The following is a 17,920-nucleotide window of genomic DNA, read 5'->3' as shown; positions in this document are numbered from 1 at the left end:
GTGGCGGGGGCTCAGCGGGGGAGGTGCTTCAGCGCGAACTCCAGCTCCATCCGGACCTGCTTGATCCGCTCCTCCACGACGAGCGAGCCGTGCCCGGCGTCGTAGCGGTACACCTCGTGCACCGCGCCGCGCGCCGCCAGCCGGTCGACGTAGTGCTCGATCTGCCGGATCGGACAGCGCGGGTCGTTGACGCCCGCCGCGATGTGCACCGGCGCCGTGACCGCGTCCACGTACGTGAGCGGCGAGGACGCCTCGAAGCGCTCCGGGACCTCCTCCGGCGAGCCGCCGAAGAGGGTGCGGTCCAGCGCCTTCAGCGCCTCCATCTCGTCGTGGTACGCCGTCACGTAGTCGGCGACCGGCACCGCGGCCAGGCCCACCGCCCAGGCCTGCGGCTGCATGCCCAGCCCCAGCAGCGTCAGGTACCCGCCCCAGGAGCCGCCCGACAGCACCAGCCGCGCCGGGTCGGCCAGCCCCGAGGCCACCGCCCACTCCCGGACCGCCGTGATGTCCTCCAGCTCGATCAGCCCGACGCGGTGCTTGAGGGCGTCGGTCCACTCCCGGCCGTACCCCGTCGAGCCTCGGTAGTTGACCCGCACGACGGCGAAGCCGTGGTCCAGCCAGGCCGCCGGGCCCGCGGCGAACGCGTCGCTGTCGTGCCAGGTCGGGCCGCCGTGCACCTCGAAGACCGTCGGGAAGGGACCCTCGCCGTGGCCCACGGGCCGCTGCGCGAGCGCGTGGATCCGCCCGCCCGGGCCCTCCACCCACACGTCCTGGACCGCCACAGAGCCGGGCGGCCGGAAGCCGGGCGGGTCCAGCACGACCCCGCCCGCCGTCGACCGGATCGAGGAGGGCTCGGCCGCCGAGGACCACTGGTACTCGACCGTCCCGTCGGGCCGGGCCGTCGCCCCCGAGACCGTCCCCGGCGGCGTGTCCACGCGCACCAGCTCCCGGCGGGCCAGGTCGTAGCGCCACAGCTCGCTGCGCGCCTCGAAGCTGTGCTCGACCAGCAGCGCGGAGGCGTCCGGGTACCACTGCGCGCTCACGTCGCCCGGCAGGTCCAGCGCCAGGTCCTCCTGCGCGCCCGTGGCCACGTCCCACACCATCGGCTCCCAGCGGCCGCGCCGCTGGTGGCCGACGAGCAGCCGCGTGTCGCCGGCGACCGGGGCGAAGCCCAGGACCTCCAGGCCCAGCTCCTGCGTGCCGCCCTTGGAGTCGTCCAGCTCGGCGACCATGGCGCCGTCCAGGGTGACCACGCGCAGGGACGCGTGCATGGCGTCGCCGTGCTCGGTGTGCTCGATCGCCAGCAGCCCCCCGTCCCGCGACAGGTCGCCGACGCCCGCCGACTCGCGGTGCCGGTAGATCACCACCGGCTCCGCGCCGCCCGGCCGCACCACGTGGACCGTCGAGCCCTCCTCGTCGGTGGACCGGCCCACGACCGCCGTGCCGTCCCGGCCCAGGGCGAGGCCGGCCGGGTACGAGGGCTCCAGGCCGGGCGTGGCCGGCTCGTCGGGGCCGCCCGCGAAGGGCTGGCGCACCCAGGTGCCGAACTCGTCCCCGTCGGTGTCCGAGAACCACCAGATCCACTCGCCGTCGGGGGAGAGCGTGCCGTCGGTGGTGCCGTTCGGCCGGTCGGTGGCCTGCCGCTGCGTGCCGGTGGCGCGGTCCCAGGCGTACAGCTCGTACGTCCCCGTCGCGTTCGACACGAACAGGGAGCGGTCCGGAGCGTCCTCGGCCCATTCGGGCAGCCCGACGCGCGGCGCCCGGAAGCGCTTCTCCCAGTCGGGCATGGCCGTGTTCTCAGTCATACCTCTATGTAACCCGATTGGCGCTGTCGGATGGTCGGTCCGGGCAAGAGGGAGGAGTGTGGGCGGAGTCCCACCCAGCCGTATTCCCGTGAGGAGTGATCATGGCGAAGCAGCGCAAGGAACCGGCGCAGGACACCCGCCGAGCGTCGCAGTCCGGGTCAGGGCAGCGGCAGCAGCCGGCCCAGCTGGTCGAGGACGTCAGCGAGGCCCAGCGGCTGGCCATGGAGGAGGACCGGATGCGCGAGCAGCGCAGGAAGGGCGGTCGCGGCTGACGGAGCCCTGCCGGTGACCTCCGCCCGCCCCTGCGGATGCCGCCTCCGCCCAACCGGGGGACAGTGGAGGGACGTACGCCCTCCGGTGTGCCCCGAGGAGGAGTGACCATGGCCAAGAAGGACCGCGCCGGCACGGCACAGTCCGCCGAGCGCGAGCGCGAGCGGGCGAAGAACACCGCGGCCGAGGCCCGCGCCAAATCCGCGGCGCGCGAGGCGTCCCTGTCGGCGAAGACGAGGGGGATGCATCAGAAGGCCCAGGCCAAGCGCGGCTGAGCAGGTGTCCGCCCGGCCCGCCCGGGCCTGCGGTTTCCCGCGATTCCCGGGAAACCGCGGGCCCCGGCTCTAGGCTGGCCGCATGCGGATGATCGTCCGGGGTGCCCGCCTGCTGGCGGCCGACCGCCCCGCGCTGCGCACCGGCCTGTACGACGTGGAGGTCGCCGAGGACGGCCGGATCGCCCGGGTGATCCCGTACGACGACCAGAAGGAGCCCCCGGCCACCGGCGTCCGCATCGAGGCGCACGGCGGACTGCTGACCGCGCCGTTCGTCGAGCCGCACATCCACCTCGACACCGCCCTCACCGCCGGACAGCCCCGCCCGAACGCCTCCGGCACCCTCTGGGAGGGCATCGCCTGCTGGAGCGAGCGCAAGCCCACCCTGACCCGCGAGGACGTGGTCGACCGCGCCACCGAGGTGCTGCGCTGGCAGGCCGCCCAGGGCGTGCTGCACGTACGGACCCACTGCGACACCACCGACCCGGCACTCACCGCGCTCGACGCGCTGCTCGAAGTGCAGGACCGCGTCGGCGGCTTCATGACCCTCCAGATCGTCGCCTTCCCGCAGGAGGGCATCGTCTCCTTCCCCGGCGGGGAGGCCCTGCTGCGCGAGGCGGTGGCCCGCGGCGCGGACGTCGTCGGCGCGATCCCGCACTTCGAGGACACCCGCGAGGACGGCGTCGCCTCCCTCGGCATCGCCTTCGCCGTCGCGGAGGAGCACGGGCTGCGGGTGGACGCCCACTGCGACGAGATCGACGACGAGCAGTCCCGGTTCGTGGAGGTGCTGGCCGCGCACGCCCTGCGCACCGGGCTGCGGGAGCGGGCGACGGCCTCGCACACCACCGCCATGGGCTCCTACGGCGGCGCCTACAGCTTCAAACTCCAGCGGCTGCTGGCGCGTTCCGGCATCAACCTGGTCGCGAACCCCTTCGCCAACCTCAACCTCCAGGGCCGCTTCGACGCCTACCCCAGGCGGCGCGGACTCACCCAGGTCAAGGAGATGCTGGCCGCGGGGGTGAACGTTGCCTTCGGGCACGACGACGTCATGGACCCCTGGAACGCGCTCGGCACCGGCAACCCGCTGCAGACCGCCCTCGTCGGCCTGTACGCCGCCCAGCTGACCGGCGCGGACGAGATCCCGGTGGCGTTCTCCATGGTGACCGACCGGGCCGCACGCGTGCTCGGCCTGCCGGAGGCGGAGTACGGCATCACCGAGGGCGCCCCCGCCTCCTTCGTCCTGCTGCCCGCGCCGTCGCCGCTCGAGGCGATCCGGCGGCAGGTCCGGCCCCGGTACGTCGTCTCCCGCGGGACGGTCGTCGCCGAGACCCCGCCCGCGCCGACCCGCCTGTCCTGGCCGGGCGAGCCGCCGACGGAGACCGACTTCGGCAGGCCTTCTACCCTGAACCCCCATGAACACCTGGACACATGACACCGCATCGGGCCGCGCCGCCCTGGAAATCGCCTCGGAGTACGCGGACCCCGCGCTGCTGAACCACTCCGTCCGGTCGTACGCCTTCGGCGCCGAGTACGCGGCGCGCCACGGCCTCGCCTACGACGAGGACCTCTTCTACGTCAGCGCCCTGGTCCACGACCTCGGGCTGACCGCGCCGTTCGACAGCCACACCCTGCCGTTCGAGGAGGCCGGCGGGCACGTCGCGCGCGTCCTGACCGCCGGACTGGGCTGGCCGGCCGAACGGCGCGCCCGCGCCGAGGAGATCATCGTCCTGCACATGCGGGACGACGTCACCGCCGCCGAGGACGTCGAGAGCCACCTGCTCCAGGTCGGCACCAGCGCCGACGTCTCCGGGCTGCGGGTCGGCGAGTTCGACCGGGGCTTCGTACGGGAGCTGCTCGCGGAGCACCCGCGGCTCGGCTTCGGCAAGGCCTTCACCGCCCTCTTCGAGGAGCAGGCGGCGCGCAAGCCGGGGTGCGCGGCCGCGGGCTGGGTCGCGAGCGGCGGCGCCGGACGCGCCGGGAGCAACCCGCTGGACCGCATGTAACCCGCCGTCGACGGCAGCCGGCGGTAGCCTGCGCCCATGTCGTGGGACGAGAACGGCACCCCCCACCCGCTCGCGCTGCGCCGCACCGGACGCAGCGAGCAGGAGCCGGACCGGCTGCCGGAGGTACGGGAGCTGGAGGTGCTCGGCTGGGAGCCGGCGCCCGAGGGGGCCGAGTGGGTGTTCCTCCCGTACGTGTGGCCGCCGGCGGCCCGGACCTGGATCCCGGACCGCTCCACCCACTGGGCGGTGGACACCGTCCTGGACGGCCACGGCCACATCACGGACGTGCGGGCCGCCCCGCTGCCCGAGCCGGACCTCCACGACCTCGACCGGGAGGCCGAGGAGGCCCTGGCCGCGCTGGGCCTGCCCCCGCGGCCGCCCGGCCGCCTGTGGCTGCTGCGCCCGGTGGGAGGCCTCCCGTCCGTCGATGCGGTCCTGGACCGCCTCCGTACGACGGCGCGCTCCCGCGGCGTCCCGCCGTCGCCCACCCCGGCCTTCCTGCAGCTGGCCCAGGAGGAACTGTCCTCCCTGGCTGCCTAGGGTGTCGGCATGAGGATGAGCCTGCACCAAGTCGTCGTCGACTCCCGCGCCCCCGCGTCGCTGGCCCGGTTCTGGGCCCGGCTGGCCGGCGGCGAGCCCGTCGACCGGGACCGCGGCTGGTCCCACGTGGACCTGCCCGGCATCGCCCGGCTCGCCTTCCAGCCGGTGCCCGAGGGCAAGACCGCCAAGAACCGGCTCCACCTCGACCTCGCCGTCGACGACGTCCGGGCCGCCACCGCGCGGGCGGCCGCCCTGGGCGCCGTCCCGGTCGGTGATCCGGTCACCGACGACCAGGGGTCCTTCCAGACCATGCGGGACCCGGAAGGCAACGAGTTCTGCTTCGTCACGCCTGGCTAGCCCAGCGCCCGGTAGTGGGTGACCAGCCGCCCCGCATCGTCGAGCACGTGGAACGCCAACCCCGGCGCCAGCTCGAAGTCCACCGCCGGACGGCCCTCCAGCGGCAGCGGAACGGTGGAGGCCACCCCCGGCGCCACCAGCAGCGGCAGCCCGGCGAAGGTGGTGGCCGCGGCCACGTGCGCGTGCCCGCACAGCAGGGCCACGACCTGCGGGTGGCGGCCCAGCACCGCGGCGAGGCGGTCCTCGCCGAACTGCCGGACCCGGTCCACGTACGGGGTGTGCAGGTCGACCGGCGGGTGGTGGAAGCAGACGAAGACGGGCAGGTCGCCCGCCAGGCCCGCCAGGGTCTCGTCGAGCCAGCGCAGCGTGGCGTCGCCGAGGTGGCCCTCGTCGCTGCCCGGCACCGTCGAGTCGCACAGCACGAAGACCGCACCGGGCACGGCGACGACCCGGTTCAGCTCGTCCTCCTCCGGCTTGCCGCCGAGCAGCCCGGTACGGAAGGGGGCTCGCCGGTCGTGGTTGCCGGGCAGGACGAGGACCGGCCAGGGCAGGTCGAACAGCTCGCGCGCCTGCGCGTACTCCTCGTCCGCGGCGTGGTCGGCGATGTCACCGGAGACCAGCACGGCGTCGACCGGCCCGGGTATGTCCCGCAGGTAGTCCATGACCTTGCGCGCACGCGCCGTGGCACGCTCCCCGAGGTCCAGGTGCAGATCACTGACGTGGGCGATGACGGTCAAAACGGTTCCCTCCCAAGCGAGTTCCCCACGCCTCGGCACAGGCGCAGGCATCACCGACGCTACCCAGACCGGGCGCGTCAGGACGCGTGACCCGCCTGCAGCACCAGGGAAGTCCACCGGACCCCGCCCCGCCCGTGCAGGTCGGCCCGCTCACTGCGGTGGACCGCTCGCAGCCCGTACGCCTCACCCAGCTCGACGGTCTCGGCAGCAGACACGTCGAACATGACACGCCCCTCGGGAACGGGCCCGTGCCGCAGATTCACGAAGAACCGCGCGCCGGGGTTCAGCAGCGCGGCGATCCTGCCCATCGCGCGCCCCCGCTCCTCGGGGTCGAGATGCATCCACACCGCCGTGGCGAACACCGCATCGAACGTTCCGGTGTGCCGGCCCAGCACCACGTCCGGCAGAGCACCGTCGACCCAGTCGATCCCGCTGCCGGCATGGATGCGCTGCCCATGGGCCCGCAGCTGCGCAGTCGGCTCGACCGCCACGACCCGGTGACCCCGCGCCGCCAGCGCAGCGGCGTCCCGCCCGGTCCCCGCCCCCACATCGAGGACGCGCCCGGGCTCGACGGGAACCAGCGCAAGCACAGCCCGGTGCACCTCGTCGAAGCCGACCCCCTCGTACTGAACGGCCAACTCATCCGCCGCCTCGGCATACCCGGCGGTCCCTCTGACCCGCACACCGCCCTCCCCGCCGACCCCCTCCTCACCACGCATCCCCAAAGGCTACCGACGGCGATCGCGGCGGGCGCAGATCCGTCCGGTGATCCGGATCGGGGCCGTCGAGCCAGGGGCACGACGCGATCTTCGGGACGGGGGAGCGGCCGCGCGGTGGCCGCTCGTGAGTGAAGCAGGAAACAGAAGAGCCACCTAGTGATCTCACTAGGTGGCTCTGACCTGGTCTTACCAAGTCGGGGTGGCGGGATTTGAACCCACGACCTCTTCGTCCCGAATGAGGTCCGGTGTCGGCCCCGACCTGCCGCAACCGGAATGGTCGCAGGTCAGAGCGTCGGTAAGAGTTGGCCAGGAAGGCCTCCCGGGAGCCTCCCCGGGGAGATTTTCTCCCCAGCTTCTCCCAGGAAGCTCCGTCGCGGCTCACGCCTTCCTCGCCGATCGCCCCTCGTGGGGCTTTCCTGCCTCCACGGGATCTGTCGTGTCCAGTTCTGCGCCCGAAGCTGCATCGTCCCGGCCCCGCCCGCCGCGGCATAGAGCAACATCTGGGCGGTTACTGCTGAAGTCAGAACGCCGCCGCGATCCGCTGTCGTCGGCAAGTGCCCGCTCCAGTAGCGGTTTTGGAGGATTAGGTGCAAGCTGATCTTAGAGACTCCGCAGGTTAAAACAGGCGTCGCGCGGCCAGCCCAAAGAATCCCACACGATTTCGTTGTGGATGCCGTCTTCCAGGGCTCAATTTTTGCCCGCGTCAGTATGGAGGAGTCGTGGCGAAATCGCTCACAAAGCCAGAGGCCTTTGCCGTCGCGGAGATTGTCGTCGGTCGGTCACTCTCCGCACCTCAGGTGGCCGAGCTGGTTCGGTCTCATCTGGTAGAAAATTCGACCGCCCAAGAAGCGCTCACCATAGCCGAGCAAAATCCCGACAGCGTGGGCGCCATATACGACCTGGCCGATCATGTACGGAAAATCGGCAAGAACAAGAAGTTTCGGGCGGTTCTCCGTTCCCGCGTCGGCTACCGAAAATATGTTGCAGCTATCGGGGTGGCCCAAAGAACTGCGCGCGTACTGGCCGATCAAGACGATCTGACCGACTTGACTCGATTGGTCAAAAGTCGAATAGACGGCCAGGACGGCACGCTCGCCAACCTTAAAGAAACTCCGAGCGACCCATCGCTGATCCAAAGCTTGGCGCAGGACCTGCAAGAGCCTATGAGGGAGCGAGAATTTCGTGAGCGCGTTCGCGCTCTATGGCGGCCCCCGGGTCCGAAGTTTCGCCCTAAAGGCGATTAGTGAACTATCGACACCATTGCGCTGCATCGACTCGTTCAGTTGCCGAAGGCACTCAAATCGCCAGATGCGAGATGTAAAGAACGGGAAGTCAGATGATCGATATCGCGAAGGGTGTGCTCGCAGGAGGGTGGGCGCTTCTGGTCGGCTGGCTCCTACCGACTGCCATCAACGTCACGCTTTTCATCGTGCTGGTCATGCCGAGCCTGCAAGGCAAAGGCTACAGCGCAAAGGCAGTTGAAGACTCTGCTGGAGACGTGTGGCTCGTGATCGGCGCGGTCATCATGGCGGGACTGCTATTGAATGCCCTACAGACGCCCCTCTACCGAATGCTGGAAGGATATCTGTTCTGGCCGCAATGGGCGCACGATTTTGGGCGCTGGCTGCAGAAGAAAAGAAGGGCAAGGTTGGATAAGAAAGTCGGAAAATTGCAGAAGGCTATAAATGAAGGGAAGAGCAGGGCGCTGCGTCTTGGGATCACCGAAGAGAAGCGAGCCCTTTACCCTGTCGATGAAGACCAGGTTGCCCCCACTCGGCTCGGGAACGCCATACGGCAATTCGAAGAGTACTCATTCAATCGCTACCAGCTAGACACTCAGACTTTGTGGTACGAAATATCGGCAGTTGCGCCAAAAGAGGTATCACGCCAAGGCGATGTGGCTCGCAGTACAGTCGATCTATTCGTTTGTCTGCTTTTTGGGCACATTTTGGTTTCTCTCGCCGCTCTCGGCGCCGCCCTGTCGGGCGCCCAAAACAAGCCTATCCTGTGGATCACCTTTGCTGGACTAGTCGTCTTGTCGCGCATGTGGTACCACGTGGCATGCACATCTGCGGCAGAGTGGTCCGCCACGCAGCAGGCTCTCGCAAACTTGGGGCGCAAGCCCCTAGCCAAGGCGTTGGGGTTGGAATTGCCTGCAGATATTCTGGAAGAGCGCCGAATGTGGAGCCGAGTAACGTTGTTCGTTCAGGATGCATACGTTGACGGACAGCACGACTTCAGTGAGTTCCGGGGCGAGACAGAGACCAATGAAGAGCTTGAGGAAGTGCGAATTTCCGGGGCAGGGCTACGCAAAGTAAGATCCGAGAGGACCAAAAAAGGCTGATATGCGGCCGCCTGGAAGGCTCGGTCTTGGGGTCTGTATCTCTACAGAATCGATGGTTGACCCGCCGACTTAGGCGTCCCTGGTGCCAGACGAATCCCGCCCCGCCGTAGCGGGCGTCCGGCGGCAAGCGGTCCACCCGCAAGGCCTCCTTGCCGCGGGCATCCGCCTCCCACCACCGAGGATGTCTGTCCACGCTTCCGCGGGTACGCCCTCGTGCGACGCTTGGTTCAGTTGCTGGCGGACAAGGAGATCGAGTGACGGAGCAGGCAAACCCTCGCGGGACCTTCTTGAAGATCGCTGATCACGTGAAGGGGCGGATCGCCGCTGAACCCGGCATGGCCGAGTTGCCTTCGTTGGCGGAAGTCATGGATGAGCACGGCGTGAGCCGAGGTGTCGCCCTCCGTGCCTTCAAGGTGCTTCAGCAGGAGGGTCTAGCCGAGCCAGTGCCCGGTGCCCGTTGGCGCGTCGTACGAGCGGGGGCGGGGATGGATCGGCGGCCGCTTTCCGAGAGGATCGCCGAGCTCATCACTGCCGAGGGGCTAGACGTGGGGACACCTTTCCTGAGTGCGGGGGAACTCAGCACCCGTCTGGGAGCGTCCCGCCCCAGCATCAGCAAAGCCCTGGCCCAGTTGGAGGCCGCCGGCCTCCTCACCAAAGGGGGGCAGGGCAAGCGCAGGGCTGTCCGAGCCCTACCATCCCAACAGGAGGACTTGAAGTCTTGACCACCGCCACGCTCACGGAATGGGCCTACCCGCTCGCGGAGTCGCTGCTCGCCGAGTCGCTTCCCCGCCGCTGGAACCACTGCCTCGGCGTCGCCGAGCGGGCACGCGCCATCGCGGAGATTCTGGGCCCGGACGCCGAGCTGCTCGAGGCCGCGGCCGTTCTGCACGACATCGGCTACGCACCGGCCCTGGCGAAGACGGGGTTCCACCCGTTGGACGGTGCCCGCTACCTCCGGAGCGTCGGGGCCGACGAGCGCGTAGTACGGCTCGTCGCGCACCACTCCTGCGCGTGGATGGAGGCAGAAGCCCGGGGCCTGCGGGAGAAGCTAGAAGCCGAGTTCCCGCGGGAGGAGCAGCACCTGGCGGATGCCCTCTGCTTCTGCGACATGAACACCACGCCGGACGGCACGCCCACGAACCCGGTGGATCGGGTCAACGAGATCGCGGGCCGCTACGGGCCCGACAGCCTGATCGGGCAGTTCATCCGGCGCGCCGAGCCGGAGATCCTGCTGTGCACGGTCCGCGTGCTGAGCAGGCTCTCCGCGGCGAGGGCCGGCGCGGCTCAGCCGATGTAGGGCGTGCCCCGGGTCGTGTCCAGGGCGTGCTGGATCCGGAGCCGCATCGTGGAGTGAATGTCGAGGTCGGCCAGGTCTGTGGGGGGCACCCATCGGACCTGCGTCGTCTCGTTGCTCGTACGTATATCCCCGCCCACCGGGCGCGCCCGGAAGCACATGCTGAACTGCTGCCGCGCTTCGCCGTCGTCGTAGAGCATCACGTGGCCGGGGTCCGTGTAGATGCCGGACAGGTCGAGGACCTCGGCCTTGATACCGGTCTCTTCCCAGACCTCGCGTACGACGGTGTCGCTGATGGACTCGCCCACGTCGTGCCCGCCGCCAGGAAGGGCCCAACGGCCATTGTCGGAGCGCTGGATCATCAGCACTTCGCCGGCGTTGTTCTGGACGAAGGCCACGACGGAGGGGACGACGCTGTTGGCGGGCGGTGCGTCGGGGTCGTGAAGGTAGTCGATGCGTCCCATGCTCATGCTCCCGTGAAGTCGTCGTCGGCGACCTGGCGCGCCCGCCCCCAGGTCTGTTCGATGCTATTCGCGTACGTGTCGAAGAGGCCGCCCCCGGGGAGCCGGCGTAGGTGGAGGACCGGGGCCAAGTAGGCTCCGATGCCGTACACATGGGTGTTCACGAGCATCTCGTCGTCGGCCCGGAACAGCGAGTTGTACAGCGTCGCGTCGTGCAGCCGGATTCCGATGTCGGGGTGGCTGGCGAGTAGCGGACGGTAGTTCATGAGTGCATTGCGGATCTTGCCGTCCATGATCCTGTGACCCTCGTCGATGCCGCGCTGTCGGACGGCATCGCAGGCGGGGTCCCCCAGCAGGAGTCGCACTTGGGTGTTCGCCGACACCTTGTTCTTCAGGAGCTCGTGGAACTTCGGGTCCTCCGACAGCCAGAGGCCTGCGTAAACGAGCACGTCAACGCGTGTTTTGGCGCGGTCGTACATCTCACGCCAAAGCCCCGACGGCACCATGTGCCGGTGCGGGTAGACCGTCACGATCTCGGCCTTGCTCAGGTCGGTAAACGTCTCGACTGCCCGCTCGTCGTCCCACAGCGTCGTCACCGCAACGCCGAGCTGGGCCGCTACGGCGTACTGGTGGCGCCGGTACGGGACTTTGCCTTGCGTGATCCAGCGTTCCACGGTCTTCGCGTTGACTTCGATGGCCTCGGCGAGTCCCTGGACGGTCATCCCCTTCGCGAGCAGGGCGGACCGTAAGCGCTCATTGGACATCTACACCCCCAGGTGGGACGTCTTGGGAGCTCTTGACCGTAGCCAGAAGGCCCCGACCTGTCCATGCGCGGGGTAAACAACGCCCCTGACCTGGCGGGATTCTGATGGTGCGCCAGGAAGTCCCGGCGCGAAAGCGAAGAACCTCCGCGGTCCTGCTTGACGGGCCTGGATGCGATACCTGTAATAGAGGTACCGCATCGGTTCTGCGAGGAACGCGGAGCGGAGCCTTAGTCCCTCCTTGCCTGAAAGGGCTGGAGGGGCGAGGCACCCCGTACGACAAGGGGCCCCTGAAAGACGGGGCCGAGGGTCCCGGATCCCTGGTCAACCGGAGGGCTTGAGGCCGAAAGGCCACGTCTCCATACGCCTGAGACGGGAGCTCGCTCCCGAAGGAGACAGCAGTACGTGTTCGAGCTGCCCGCGGGCCCCCCTGGGTTCACGGCCGGTTGCCTCCTCCGCCCGTCCGCGCATCGGCGCCGTACGGGCGGGGCGCAGGGGAGCCGGAGTTCCTCCTGCTTCACCAACGACGTGCGCCCCCGGTGCTGGAACACCGGGGGCGCTGTTCGGTCCCGTTCCTGTGTGAGAGGAGCAAGACCCAATGAAGTCCATCGTTGCACGTCAGAAGCCCGTTACGGTGCTGCCGCCGGATCTGGAGCCGACGGCCGCCGAGCTGGACGCGATCGAGGCCGAGATGCCGGTCATCTCGGCCGAGGTCGAGCTGCTGGACGCCCTGATCGCCCTGCTGGACCGGCCCGCGAGCGAGTTCGACGCCCGCCGGATCCGCCGCGCGCACAACCGGGTGCTTGCCGCCCGTCGGGACCTGGCCAACCGGCAGGGCCCGAAGGAGGCGGCGTGAGCACCGGCCGGGCCCTGACCCGGCCGCAGAGGTTCGTTCTCGGCGCCGCATTCGTGCCGATGCTCGCCACCGGCGCAGCCGGCGGGGTGGGCACGTTCACCAACATCAAGGGCGCCTACGGCTCCGGGACCGCGCTCGGCGCGGTCGCCGCCGGTGAGGGCGCCACCGCTGTCCTCGCCCTGGTGCTGCTGGGGCTGACCATGCTGGGTCAAGCCTCGCCGCTCGTGGTGCGGGCAGGTCTGTGGCTGCTGCCGGCCGCCGCGTCCGTCATGGCTGCGATGGCCGCGGACGGGCCGGGTCGCACCGTCATCTACGCGGTGACGCCGATGGGCATGTGCGTGTCCGCGGAGGGCATGGCGTTCCTGGCCCGGCGGATCGTGGTCCACACCGACGGCCGTGACGCTGAGGCCGAGCACCGCGCCGCCGCGGTGGTGCGGTCGCTGGCCTTCCACCGGGCCCGCGCCGCTAACCACCCCGACGCCCGCGTACGCAAGTGGTCCGAACGCACCTCGTGGAGGCTGGCCCGCAAGGTCGGCACGGGAGATGTCTCGCTCGGTTCGCTTCTGCTGGACGTGCAGCGCGAGCGCGTCACCACCGGTGCGGACGTCGCGCTGGCGGACATGTTCGCCGTGGCCGTCACACCCGAGCGTCACGCCGTCACGGCGCCCGTGACGCCCGCCCTCCCCCCGGCCCCGGAACCGTCGACGGCGTCCGCCTCGCCCGCGGCCGAGGACACCCCCGTCACGGCACCCCGTGACGGGGAAGACACGCAGGTCAACCCGGCAATGCCGACCTCTGAGGAGGAGAGCGTCACAGCCGCCGTCCCGCCCGTGACGCTGGACGAGGTCGCGGCCGTGGCGGGCGTGCCCACGCCCCATCCCGCAGAGCCGCTCACGGACGTACAGCTGGTGGTGGTGCTGCGGCACCTGCGCTACGCGGACGACCCGCCGCTGTCCTACCGGCAGGCCGTCACGGCCTTCCGTGACGCCGGGTTCGTCGGCGGAGAGCAGCGCATCCGCTCCGCCTGGGGCGCCCTGATGGCCCAGGAAGAGAGCACCCCGTGAGCGCCCTCCCCGTCTACCCGTGGCGCCTCGCCCCGCAGGGACTGGCGACGCGCCGCCAGCTCCGCGCCGCCGGGCTCCGGCCCGGCGGTCAGGACGTCGCCGCGCAGCTCGAACGCTCCCGCCATCGGCGGGGCCCGCTGGTCGCGTTCCTGTACCGGATCGACCGCGCCCTGCCCGTCCGACCCATGACCCCCGCGAAGCGGGAGGCCCTGAACCGGGCGAACACCGCCCGCCGTACCTGCCCCGCCTGCGGCAGGGACGCGGGCTACGTCATCCCGCCCTCGCTCGGCATGTGCGCCCCGTGCGCCTACCCCGACGAACAGCACATCACCTGACACACCTCGACCTGATCAGGAGATCTCTGTGACCGCGCAGAACGCACAGCCCAGCACCGCCACCCCGGCCACGCAGGGTTCGTTCCACTGGGTCCTCACGCTGGAGGTGCCCGGCCGGATCACCGCCACCCAGTTCGGGACCTGGAACGTGCGCCCCGGCTCGACCCGGCACGACGTGTTCCTGGCCATCAGGCAGGAGGTTGCCGGCCGGTACCCGGAGCTGGCCAACGCCAACGTCATGTTCTTCGCCCTGGAGCCCAACCAGCTCTAAACCACACCCAGCGGGGCCCGGCCCTCTCCACCACAGATCCAGCCGGGCCCCTACCTCTTGGAGGCCTGTTCAGCATGACGGAAACCCTCAATGCTCCAACAGTCCCACCCCCTGCGACCACCACCCCGGCAGCAGCCGCCGCCCCCGCTCCTGTGACTCCTGAACCGGTGGACCACACGGCGGGCGGCTGGCCGGTCGTGCCGCTGTCCCTGGCTGGGGTGAACAGCACGGCCGGGCTGGTCGGTTCGGCCGCCCTCGCCGGCGGCCCGCTGGCCGCCGCGCTCGCGATGACTGGTGCAGCTGTCCTCGCTGTCGCCGCCACCCGCACCAGCAACAAAGCCCGGCAGAACGCCGCCTCACGCGCTCGTGCTGGCGCCACGGCGTCGACCCGCAACGGCGCAGGGTCCGGCATGGGCCGGGTGCCGGGCCAGTCCAGGCGGGCCGTCGGACTGAAGTCCGCCGGGCTCCGCTCCTCCGCCGGCCGCCGTGCTGGCGGGGCCGGGGGCGGGTTGAAGTCGGCCGCTGGCCGCGTGGCTGCCCGCGTGCCGGGTGGTCGGCGGGCCGCGCAGGCGGCGGCGCTGCGGGCAGCGGTGGGCCAGGCGGCACCGTCGCGTGCGGCGCGCCGGGCCCAGACCACGACCGCCCGCCGCGCCGTCGCCGACGCCCGCCGCGCAGCAAAGGCCACCGCCCACACTCCTGCCAGCAACCGGCCCACCCCCGGCGGTACCGGAACGAAGGCCCCGACCAGCGGACACCGCCGGACTGGTGCCCGGTCGGTGGCAGGCCGGGCGGCGGCCGGTGTCCGGGCCGGTGTCGGCAGGGTGCGGGATCGCGCGGTGGCCGCCAGCCGCAAGGCCCGAGACCGGCAGGCCGCCCGGCAGGTCCAGGCCGCCGAGAAGTCCGTGAAGTCCGCCGCCCGCACCCGGCGGGTGGCTGAACTGTCCCGGCCGGCACAGAAGGCCGCCCGCCGGGCCCTGCTCCGATCCGCCGCCCGCTACCAGGCCCGCCGTATCGGCGCCGCGATCCTGGCCGGCCTCGCCGGGATCGTCGGCATGGCCACCACCCCGCTGGGCCGAAAACTCGGCCTGGCCTTCCTGATCCACCCCGGCCGCCGCCTCCTCGCGTGGCTGACGGGCAAGGCCCGCGCAGCCCGCGAGGCCCGGGACACCGCGATCCGCGCCGAGCTCGCCGATGCCGAGACCGCTGCCGAGCAGCAGGCGACGGCGGAGCAGTCCGAGCAGGACAACCCGATCGGGGACCGGGTCGAGCGCCCCGACTCCCCCACCACCATCCCCTCCGCACCGTCCACGACCACCGCCCTGGGAGGCGCCGTGAGCACCAGCAGCACCGGTTTCCGCTTCGAGGAGCTGGCGGCCGAGATGGAGCAGGCCGCGCAGGCCTACGAACCGGACTCGGCGATGGAGATCCTCGCGATGATCGAGGGCCTGCCCTACGCCCTGGCCTCGGTGGCGAACGTGATGAAGATCCTCGCCGAGCGCTCCGACTCCGAATTCCCCCTGGACAAGGCGGTCGCCGAGACGTTCCGGGACGCCTTCGGCGCCGTCATGGCCGCCTCCTCCCTCTCGGAGGAAATGGGCCCGATCTTCCGTCGGGTTCACGAGGCGGACATCGCCCGGCACGAGGACCCCCGCAACGGCATCGAGGCCGAGAAGGGCTGGAACGTCTGATCATGGCCACCACCCCGAACAAGAAGAAGGCTTCGGGGGTGCCGCTGGACTGGGCGGCCGGTCACGGACCCGTGACCGGCGCCCTGTCCGCCACCACCGGCGCCTACGCCGTCGCCGCCATCGGCGCCGCCACCCACATGCCCCCCGCCTGGGCCCTCACCATCGGCGCAGTCGGCGCGGTCGGCCACACCGCCGCCGGCCTGCGGCAGCGTCTCGCCGGCCGCACCCTGGCCACCCGGGCCGCGTCCTGGCTCCTGGCCGGCGGCTGGACCACCTGGGCCGCCGCCACCAGCCCCCTGTCCTGGGCGGCCCTGGGATCGCTGGCCACCCTCGGAATCGGCATGGCCGCCGCCGCACGCGCTAGCGGCCTGTATGAGGAGGGCCGGGAGAACGTTGCTCTGGAGCAGGCCGCACTCGAGGTGGCGCGGGAGCTGTCGGCAGAGCGCAGGGAGATCGCCGCGGAGTGGGCCGACCGCGTCCAGCGCGTCTGCGGTGTGAGCCTGAAGATCCTGGCGGTGGAGATGTGGCCGACCGGGACCGGGTTCACCATCGACGCCGAACTCCCCGGCGGCGGAACCACCTACGACCGGATCGCGCGCGAGAGCGCCCGTCTATCCGCCGACGCCCGTCTGCCGCACGGCTGCACCGCCGCCGCGTCCCCCGGGATCGACCAGGGTCGGGTGCTGATCGACGTCACCACCGTTAACGTCCTGGCCGAAGAGATCACCTATCCGGCCGAGTACGGGCCGCTGTCCATCTACACCGGCCTGCCCTGGGGCGTGCGCACCGACGGCCGGCCCGTCCCGGTCTACCTGCGCGAGCAGTGCGCACTCCTGGTGGGCCCGACCGGGTCCGGCAAGACCAACTTCGTCCACACGATCCTGGCGGGCATGGCCCGCGCCACGGACATCCTGCCGTGGGTGATCGATCTCAACGCCGGGTCCGCCGGCCTGCCCTGGGTCCGCCCCGCCCTGGGAGCTGAGGAGGGGCAGACGGTGCGGCCGGGGGTCGACTGGCTCGCCTCCACGCCGGAGGAAGCGCACCGGATGCTGGACGCGGCGATCGCGATCGCCAAACGGCGCAAGGTCGCCTACCAGGATCTGATGGCCAAGGCCAACACCGATCTCCTGCCGGTCTCGCATGAGCTTCCGCAGATCATGCTGATCGTCGACGAGGGTGCGGAGATCCTGATCAGCACCGACCGGACCCTGCGGGCCCTAGCTGAGAAGATCTACGAACTCATCAGGATCTCTCGCGCCATGGCCATCCGCACCGTTCTCACGGCTCTCGGCGCCACCGGTTCGGTCCTGGGCAACCTCCTGATCCGCCGCGAAGCTAAGGTCCGCGCCGCCCTGACTGGTGGCGAGAAGGAAGGCATGGACCTGGCCAAGATGTTCCCCAACGCCAACGGCGTGCGCGTCGAACAGGCCCCCTACAAGGGCTCCGGGTTCCTGGGCACGCCCGAGTCACCCACGGCCCTGTTCAAGTCCTGGCGGATCACCCCGAACCAGATCCGCGACATCGTCCACGCCACCTCCGACCGGCACCCCCGCCTGGACGACGTCTCCGCCAAGGCGGCCGGCCCGGACTACGCCCGCCGCTGGGACCAGGCACGGACCGCCTGGATCACCAACCCCGGCGACGACCCCGCCCCCTCCGCTCCGACCTCAGGTGCGACGGGCGGTGCGGCCGGTGGGCTGGCGCTGTCCGCGTTGCAGGACACCGGCACGCAGGTGCAGGCCCCGGCCAGCGAGGAGGACCGCCTCGCGGCGGCGTTCCGCCAGCAGCTCGACGAGCTGTTCCCCAGCGCCCCCGCACCGGAAGCGGAACCCACACCGGCGCCCCGGCCGGAGGCGGGCGGGCTGAACCTGTCCGCGCTCCGCGACGAGCCCGACGACGCCGCCCGGCAGGCCGCACTCGCCGCGCTGAAGGCGGCCGGCCCGGCCGGGACGGGGGCGTCCGCGATCGCCCGCGTCCTCGCCGAGGCACACGGGACGAACCGGCAGACGATCAGCGGATGGCTCCAGGAATGGGCCAAGGACGGCACCGCCATCCGCGTCGGGAGCGGGACCAAAGTCCGCTACATCCACCACACCCACGCCCCCGAGCAGTAGCCGCAAGGCCGCTTGTCGCCCCATCACGG

At 70.9% G+C, this 17,920-nt stretch carries 21 protein-coding genes; 16 read left to right on the top strand and 5 right to left on the bottom strand.

Going from position 1 to position 17,920, the window contains the following annotated elements; all coding sequences use genetic code 11:
• Window positions 1–11: 11 nt before the first annotated feature.
• The gene (locus AB0F11_RS02290; protein WP_362167335.1) at window positions 12–1,805 is read right to left on the bottom strand and encodes a prolyl oligopeptidase family serine peptidase; all 1,794 of its coding nucleotides are present in this window, start codon (window positions 1,803–1,805) and stop codon (window positions 12–14) included.
• A gap of 101 nt (window positions 1,806–1,906) precedes the next feature.
• On the opposite strand from AB0F11_RS02290, the gene AB0F11_RS02285 reads away from it, so the two are divergent.
• The 6 genes from AB0F11_RS02285 to AB0F11_RS02260 all read left to right on the top strand — a co-directional run bounded on the left by AB0F11_RS02285 (window position 1,907) and on the right by AB0F11_RS02260 (window position 5,247).
• Entirely contained in the window at window positions 1,907–2,077 is a 171-nt protein-coding gene (locus AB0F11_RS02285) for a hypothetical protein (protein WP_362167332.1), read from the top strand.
• Window positions 2,078–2,185: 108 nt separating this feature from the next.
• Window positions 2,186–2,350, top strand: a complete 165-nt coding sequence (locus AB0F11_RS02280; RefSeq protein WP_362167330.1) for a hypothetical protein — start codon at window positions 2,186–2,188, stop codon at window positions 2,348–2,350.
• An 82-nt stretch (window positions 2,351–2,432) separates the two neighbouring features.
• On the top strand, window positions 2,433–3,779 hold the full coding sequence (gene codA / locus AB0F11_RS02275) for a cytosine deaminase (protein ID WP_362167327.1): 1,347 nt from the start codon (window positions 2,433–2,435) through the stop codon (window positions 3,777–3,779).
• Window positions 3,760–4,350, top strand: a complete 591-nt coding sequence (locus AB0F11_RS02270; protein WP_362167324.1) for an HD domain-containing protein — start codon at window positions 3,760–3,762, stop codon at window positions 4,348–4,350. The genes codA and AB0F11_RS02270 overlap by 20 nt, the downstream gene beginning before the upstream one ends.
• Window positions 4,351–4,386: 36 nt before the next feature.
• The gene (locus AB0F11_RS02265) at window positions 4,387–4,890 is read left to right on the top strand and encodes a DUF5956 family protein (RefSeq protein ID WP_362167322.1); all 504 of its coding nucleotides are present in this window, start codon (window positions 4,387–4,389) and stop codon (window positions 4,888–4,890) included.
• Between the two features lie 9 nt (window positions 4,891–4,899).
• Complete coding sequence (locus AB0F11_RS02260; RefSeq protein ID WP_362167319.1) at window positions 4,900–5,247, top strand: VOC family protein; 348 nt, start codon at window positions 4,900–4,902, stop codon at window positions 5,245–5,247.
• On the opposite strand, the gene AB0F11_RS02255 is transcribed toward AB0F11_RS02260, so the two are convergent.
• Together AB0F11_RS02255 and AB0F11_RS02250 are read right to left on the bottom strand one after the other, a co-directional pair.
• On the bottom strand, window positions 5,244–5,984 hold the full coding sequence (locus AB0F11_RS02255; protein WP_362167317.1) for a metallophosphoesterase: 741 nt from the start codon (window positions 5,982–5,984) through the stop codon (window positions 5,244–5,246). The two genes, AB0F11_RS02260 and AB0F11_RS02255, sit on opposite strands and share 4 nt — an antisense overlap.
• 77 nt (window positions 5,985–6,061) lie before the next feature.
• The gene (locus AB0F11_RS02250; RefSeq protein ID WP_362167314.1) at window positions 6,062–6,703 is read right to left on the bottom strand and encodes a class I SAM-dependent methyltransferase; all 642 of its coding nucleotides are present in this window, start codon (window positions 6,701–6,703) and stop codon (window positions 6,062–6,064) included.
• A gap of 719 nt (window positions 6,704–7,422) precedes the next feature.
• Between AB0F11_RS02250 and AB0F11_RS02245 the strand changes: the two genes are divergently transcribed.
• The 4 genes from AB0F11_RS02245 to AB0F11_RS02230 all read left to right on the top strand — a co-directional run bounded on the left by AB0F11_RS02245 (window position 7,423) and on the right by AB0F11_RS02230 (window position 10,344).
• The gene (locus tag AB0F11_RS02245) at window positions 7,423–7,947 is read left to right on the top strand and encodes a hypothetical protein (RefSeq protein WP_362167312.1); all 525 of its coding nucleotides are present in this window, start codon (window positions 7,423–7,425) and stop codon (window positions 7,945–7,947) included.
• Between the two features lie 92 nt (window positions 7,948–8,039).
• A complete protein-coding gene (locus AB0F11_RS02240) occupies window positions 8,040–9,047 on the top strand; it encodes a hypothetical protein (RefSeq protein ID WP_362167311.1) in 1,008 nt (335 codons plus the stop codon).
• A 254-nt stretch (window positions 9,048–9,301) separates the two neighbouring features.
• Window positions 9,302–9,769: a MarR family transcriptional regulator gene (locus AB0F11_RS02235; protein ID WP_362167309.1), complete on the top strand. Its 468-nt coding sequence runs from the start codon at window positions 9,302–9,304 to the stop codon at window positions 9,767–9,769.
• Window positions 9,766–10,344, top strand: coding sequence for an HD domain-containing protein (locus AB0F11_RS02230; protein WP_362167307.1), 579 nt, complete (start codon window positions 9,766–9,768; stop codon window positions 10,342–10,344). The genes AB0F11_RS02235 and AB0F11_RS02230 overlap by 4 nt, the downstream gene beginning before the upstream one ends.
• Here the strand turns inward: AB0F11_RS02230 and AB0F11_RS02225 are convergent.
• Complete coding sequence (locus tag AB0F11_RS02225; RefSeq protein ID WP_362167305.1) at window positions 10,332–10,805, bottom strand: NUDIX domain-containing protein; 474 nt, start codon at window positions 10,803–10,805, stop codon at window positions 10,332–10,334. The genes AB0F11_RS02230 and AB0F11_RS02225 overlap by 13 nt on opposite strands.
• Window positions 10,806–10,807: 2 nt before the next feature.
• Window positions 10,808–11,566, bottom strand: coding sequence for an XRE family transcriptional regulator (locus AB0F11_RS02220; RefSeq protein ID WP_362167303.1), 759 nt, complete (start codon window positions 11,564–11,566; stop codon window positions 10,808–10,810).
• Window positions 11,567–12,161: 595 nt separating this feature from the next.
• Between AB0F11_RS02220 and AB0F11_RS02215 the strand changes: the two genes are divergently transcribed.
• The 6 genes from AB0F11_RS02215 (at window position 12,162) to AB0F11_RS02190 (ending at window position 17,891) form a co-directional block, all read left to right on the top strand.
• On the top strand, window positions 12,162–12,419 hold the full coding sequence (locus tag AB0F11_RS02215) for a DUF6284 family protein (RefSeq protein ID WP_362167301.1): 258 nt from the start codon (window positions 12,162–12,164) through the stop codon (window positions 12,417–12,419).
• A 59-nt stretch (window positions 12,420–12,478) separates the two neighbouring features.
• A complete protein-coding gene (locus tag AB0F11_RS02210) occupies window positions 12,479–13,483 on the top strand; it encodes a hypothetical protein (protein WP_362167773.1) in 1,005 nt (334 codons plus the stop codon).
• On the top strand, window positions 13,480–13,818 hold the full coding sequence (locus tag AB0F11_RS02205) for an RRQRL motif-containing zinc-binding protein (RefSeq protein ID WP_362167299.1): 339 nt from the start codon (window positions 13,480–13,482) through the stop codon (window positions 13,816–13,818). The genes AB0F11_RS02210 and AB0F11_RS02205 overlap by 4 nt, the downstream gene beginning before the upstream one ends.
• A gap of 28 nt (window positions 13,819–13,846) precedes the next feature.
• Window positions 13,847–14,089, top strand: a complete 243-nt coding sequence (locus tag AB0F11_RS02200) for a hypothetical protein (RefSeq protein WP_362167298.1) — start codon at window positions 13,847–13,849, stop codon at window positions 14,087–14,089.
• Between the two features lie 167 nt (window positions 14,090–14,256).
• Window positions 14,257–15,777, top strand: a complete 1,521-nt coding sequence (locus AB0F11_RS02195) for a hypothetical protein (RefSeq protein ID WP_362167296.1) — start codon at window positions 14,257–14,259, stop codon at window positions 15,775–15,777.
• Window positions 15,778–15,779: 2 nt separating this feature from the next.
• A complete protein-coding gene (locus tag AB0F11_RS02190; RefSeq protein WP_362167294.1) occupies window positions 15,780–17,891 on the top strand; it encodes a hypothetical protein in 2,112 nt (703 codons plus the stop codon).
• The last annotated feature ends 29 nt before the right edge of the window (window positions 17,892–17,920 follow it).

Source organism: Streptomyces sp. NPDC032472 (genome assembly GCF_040636955.1).
GTDB lineage: Bacteria > Actinomycetota > Actinomycetes > Streptomycetales > Streptomycetaceae > Streptomyces.
The sequence above is the reverse complement of the archived record's forward strand: the minus strand, read 5'-3'. Positions and strand labels throughout refer to the sequence as shown.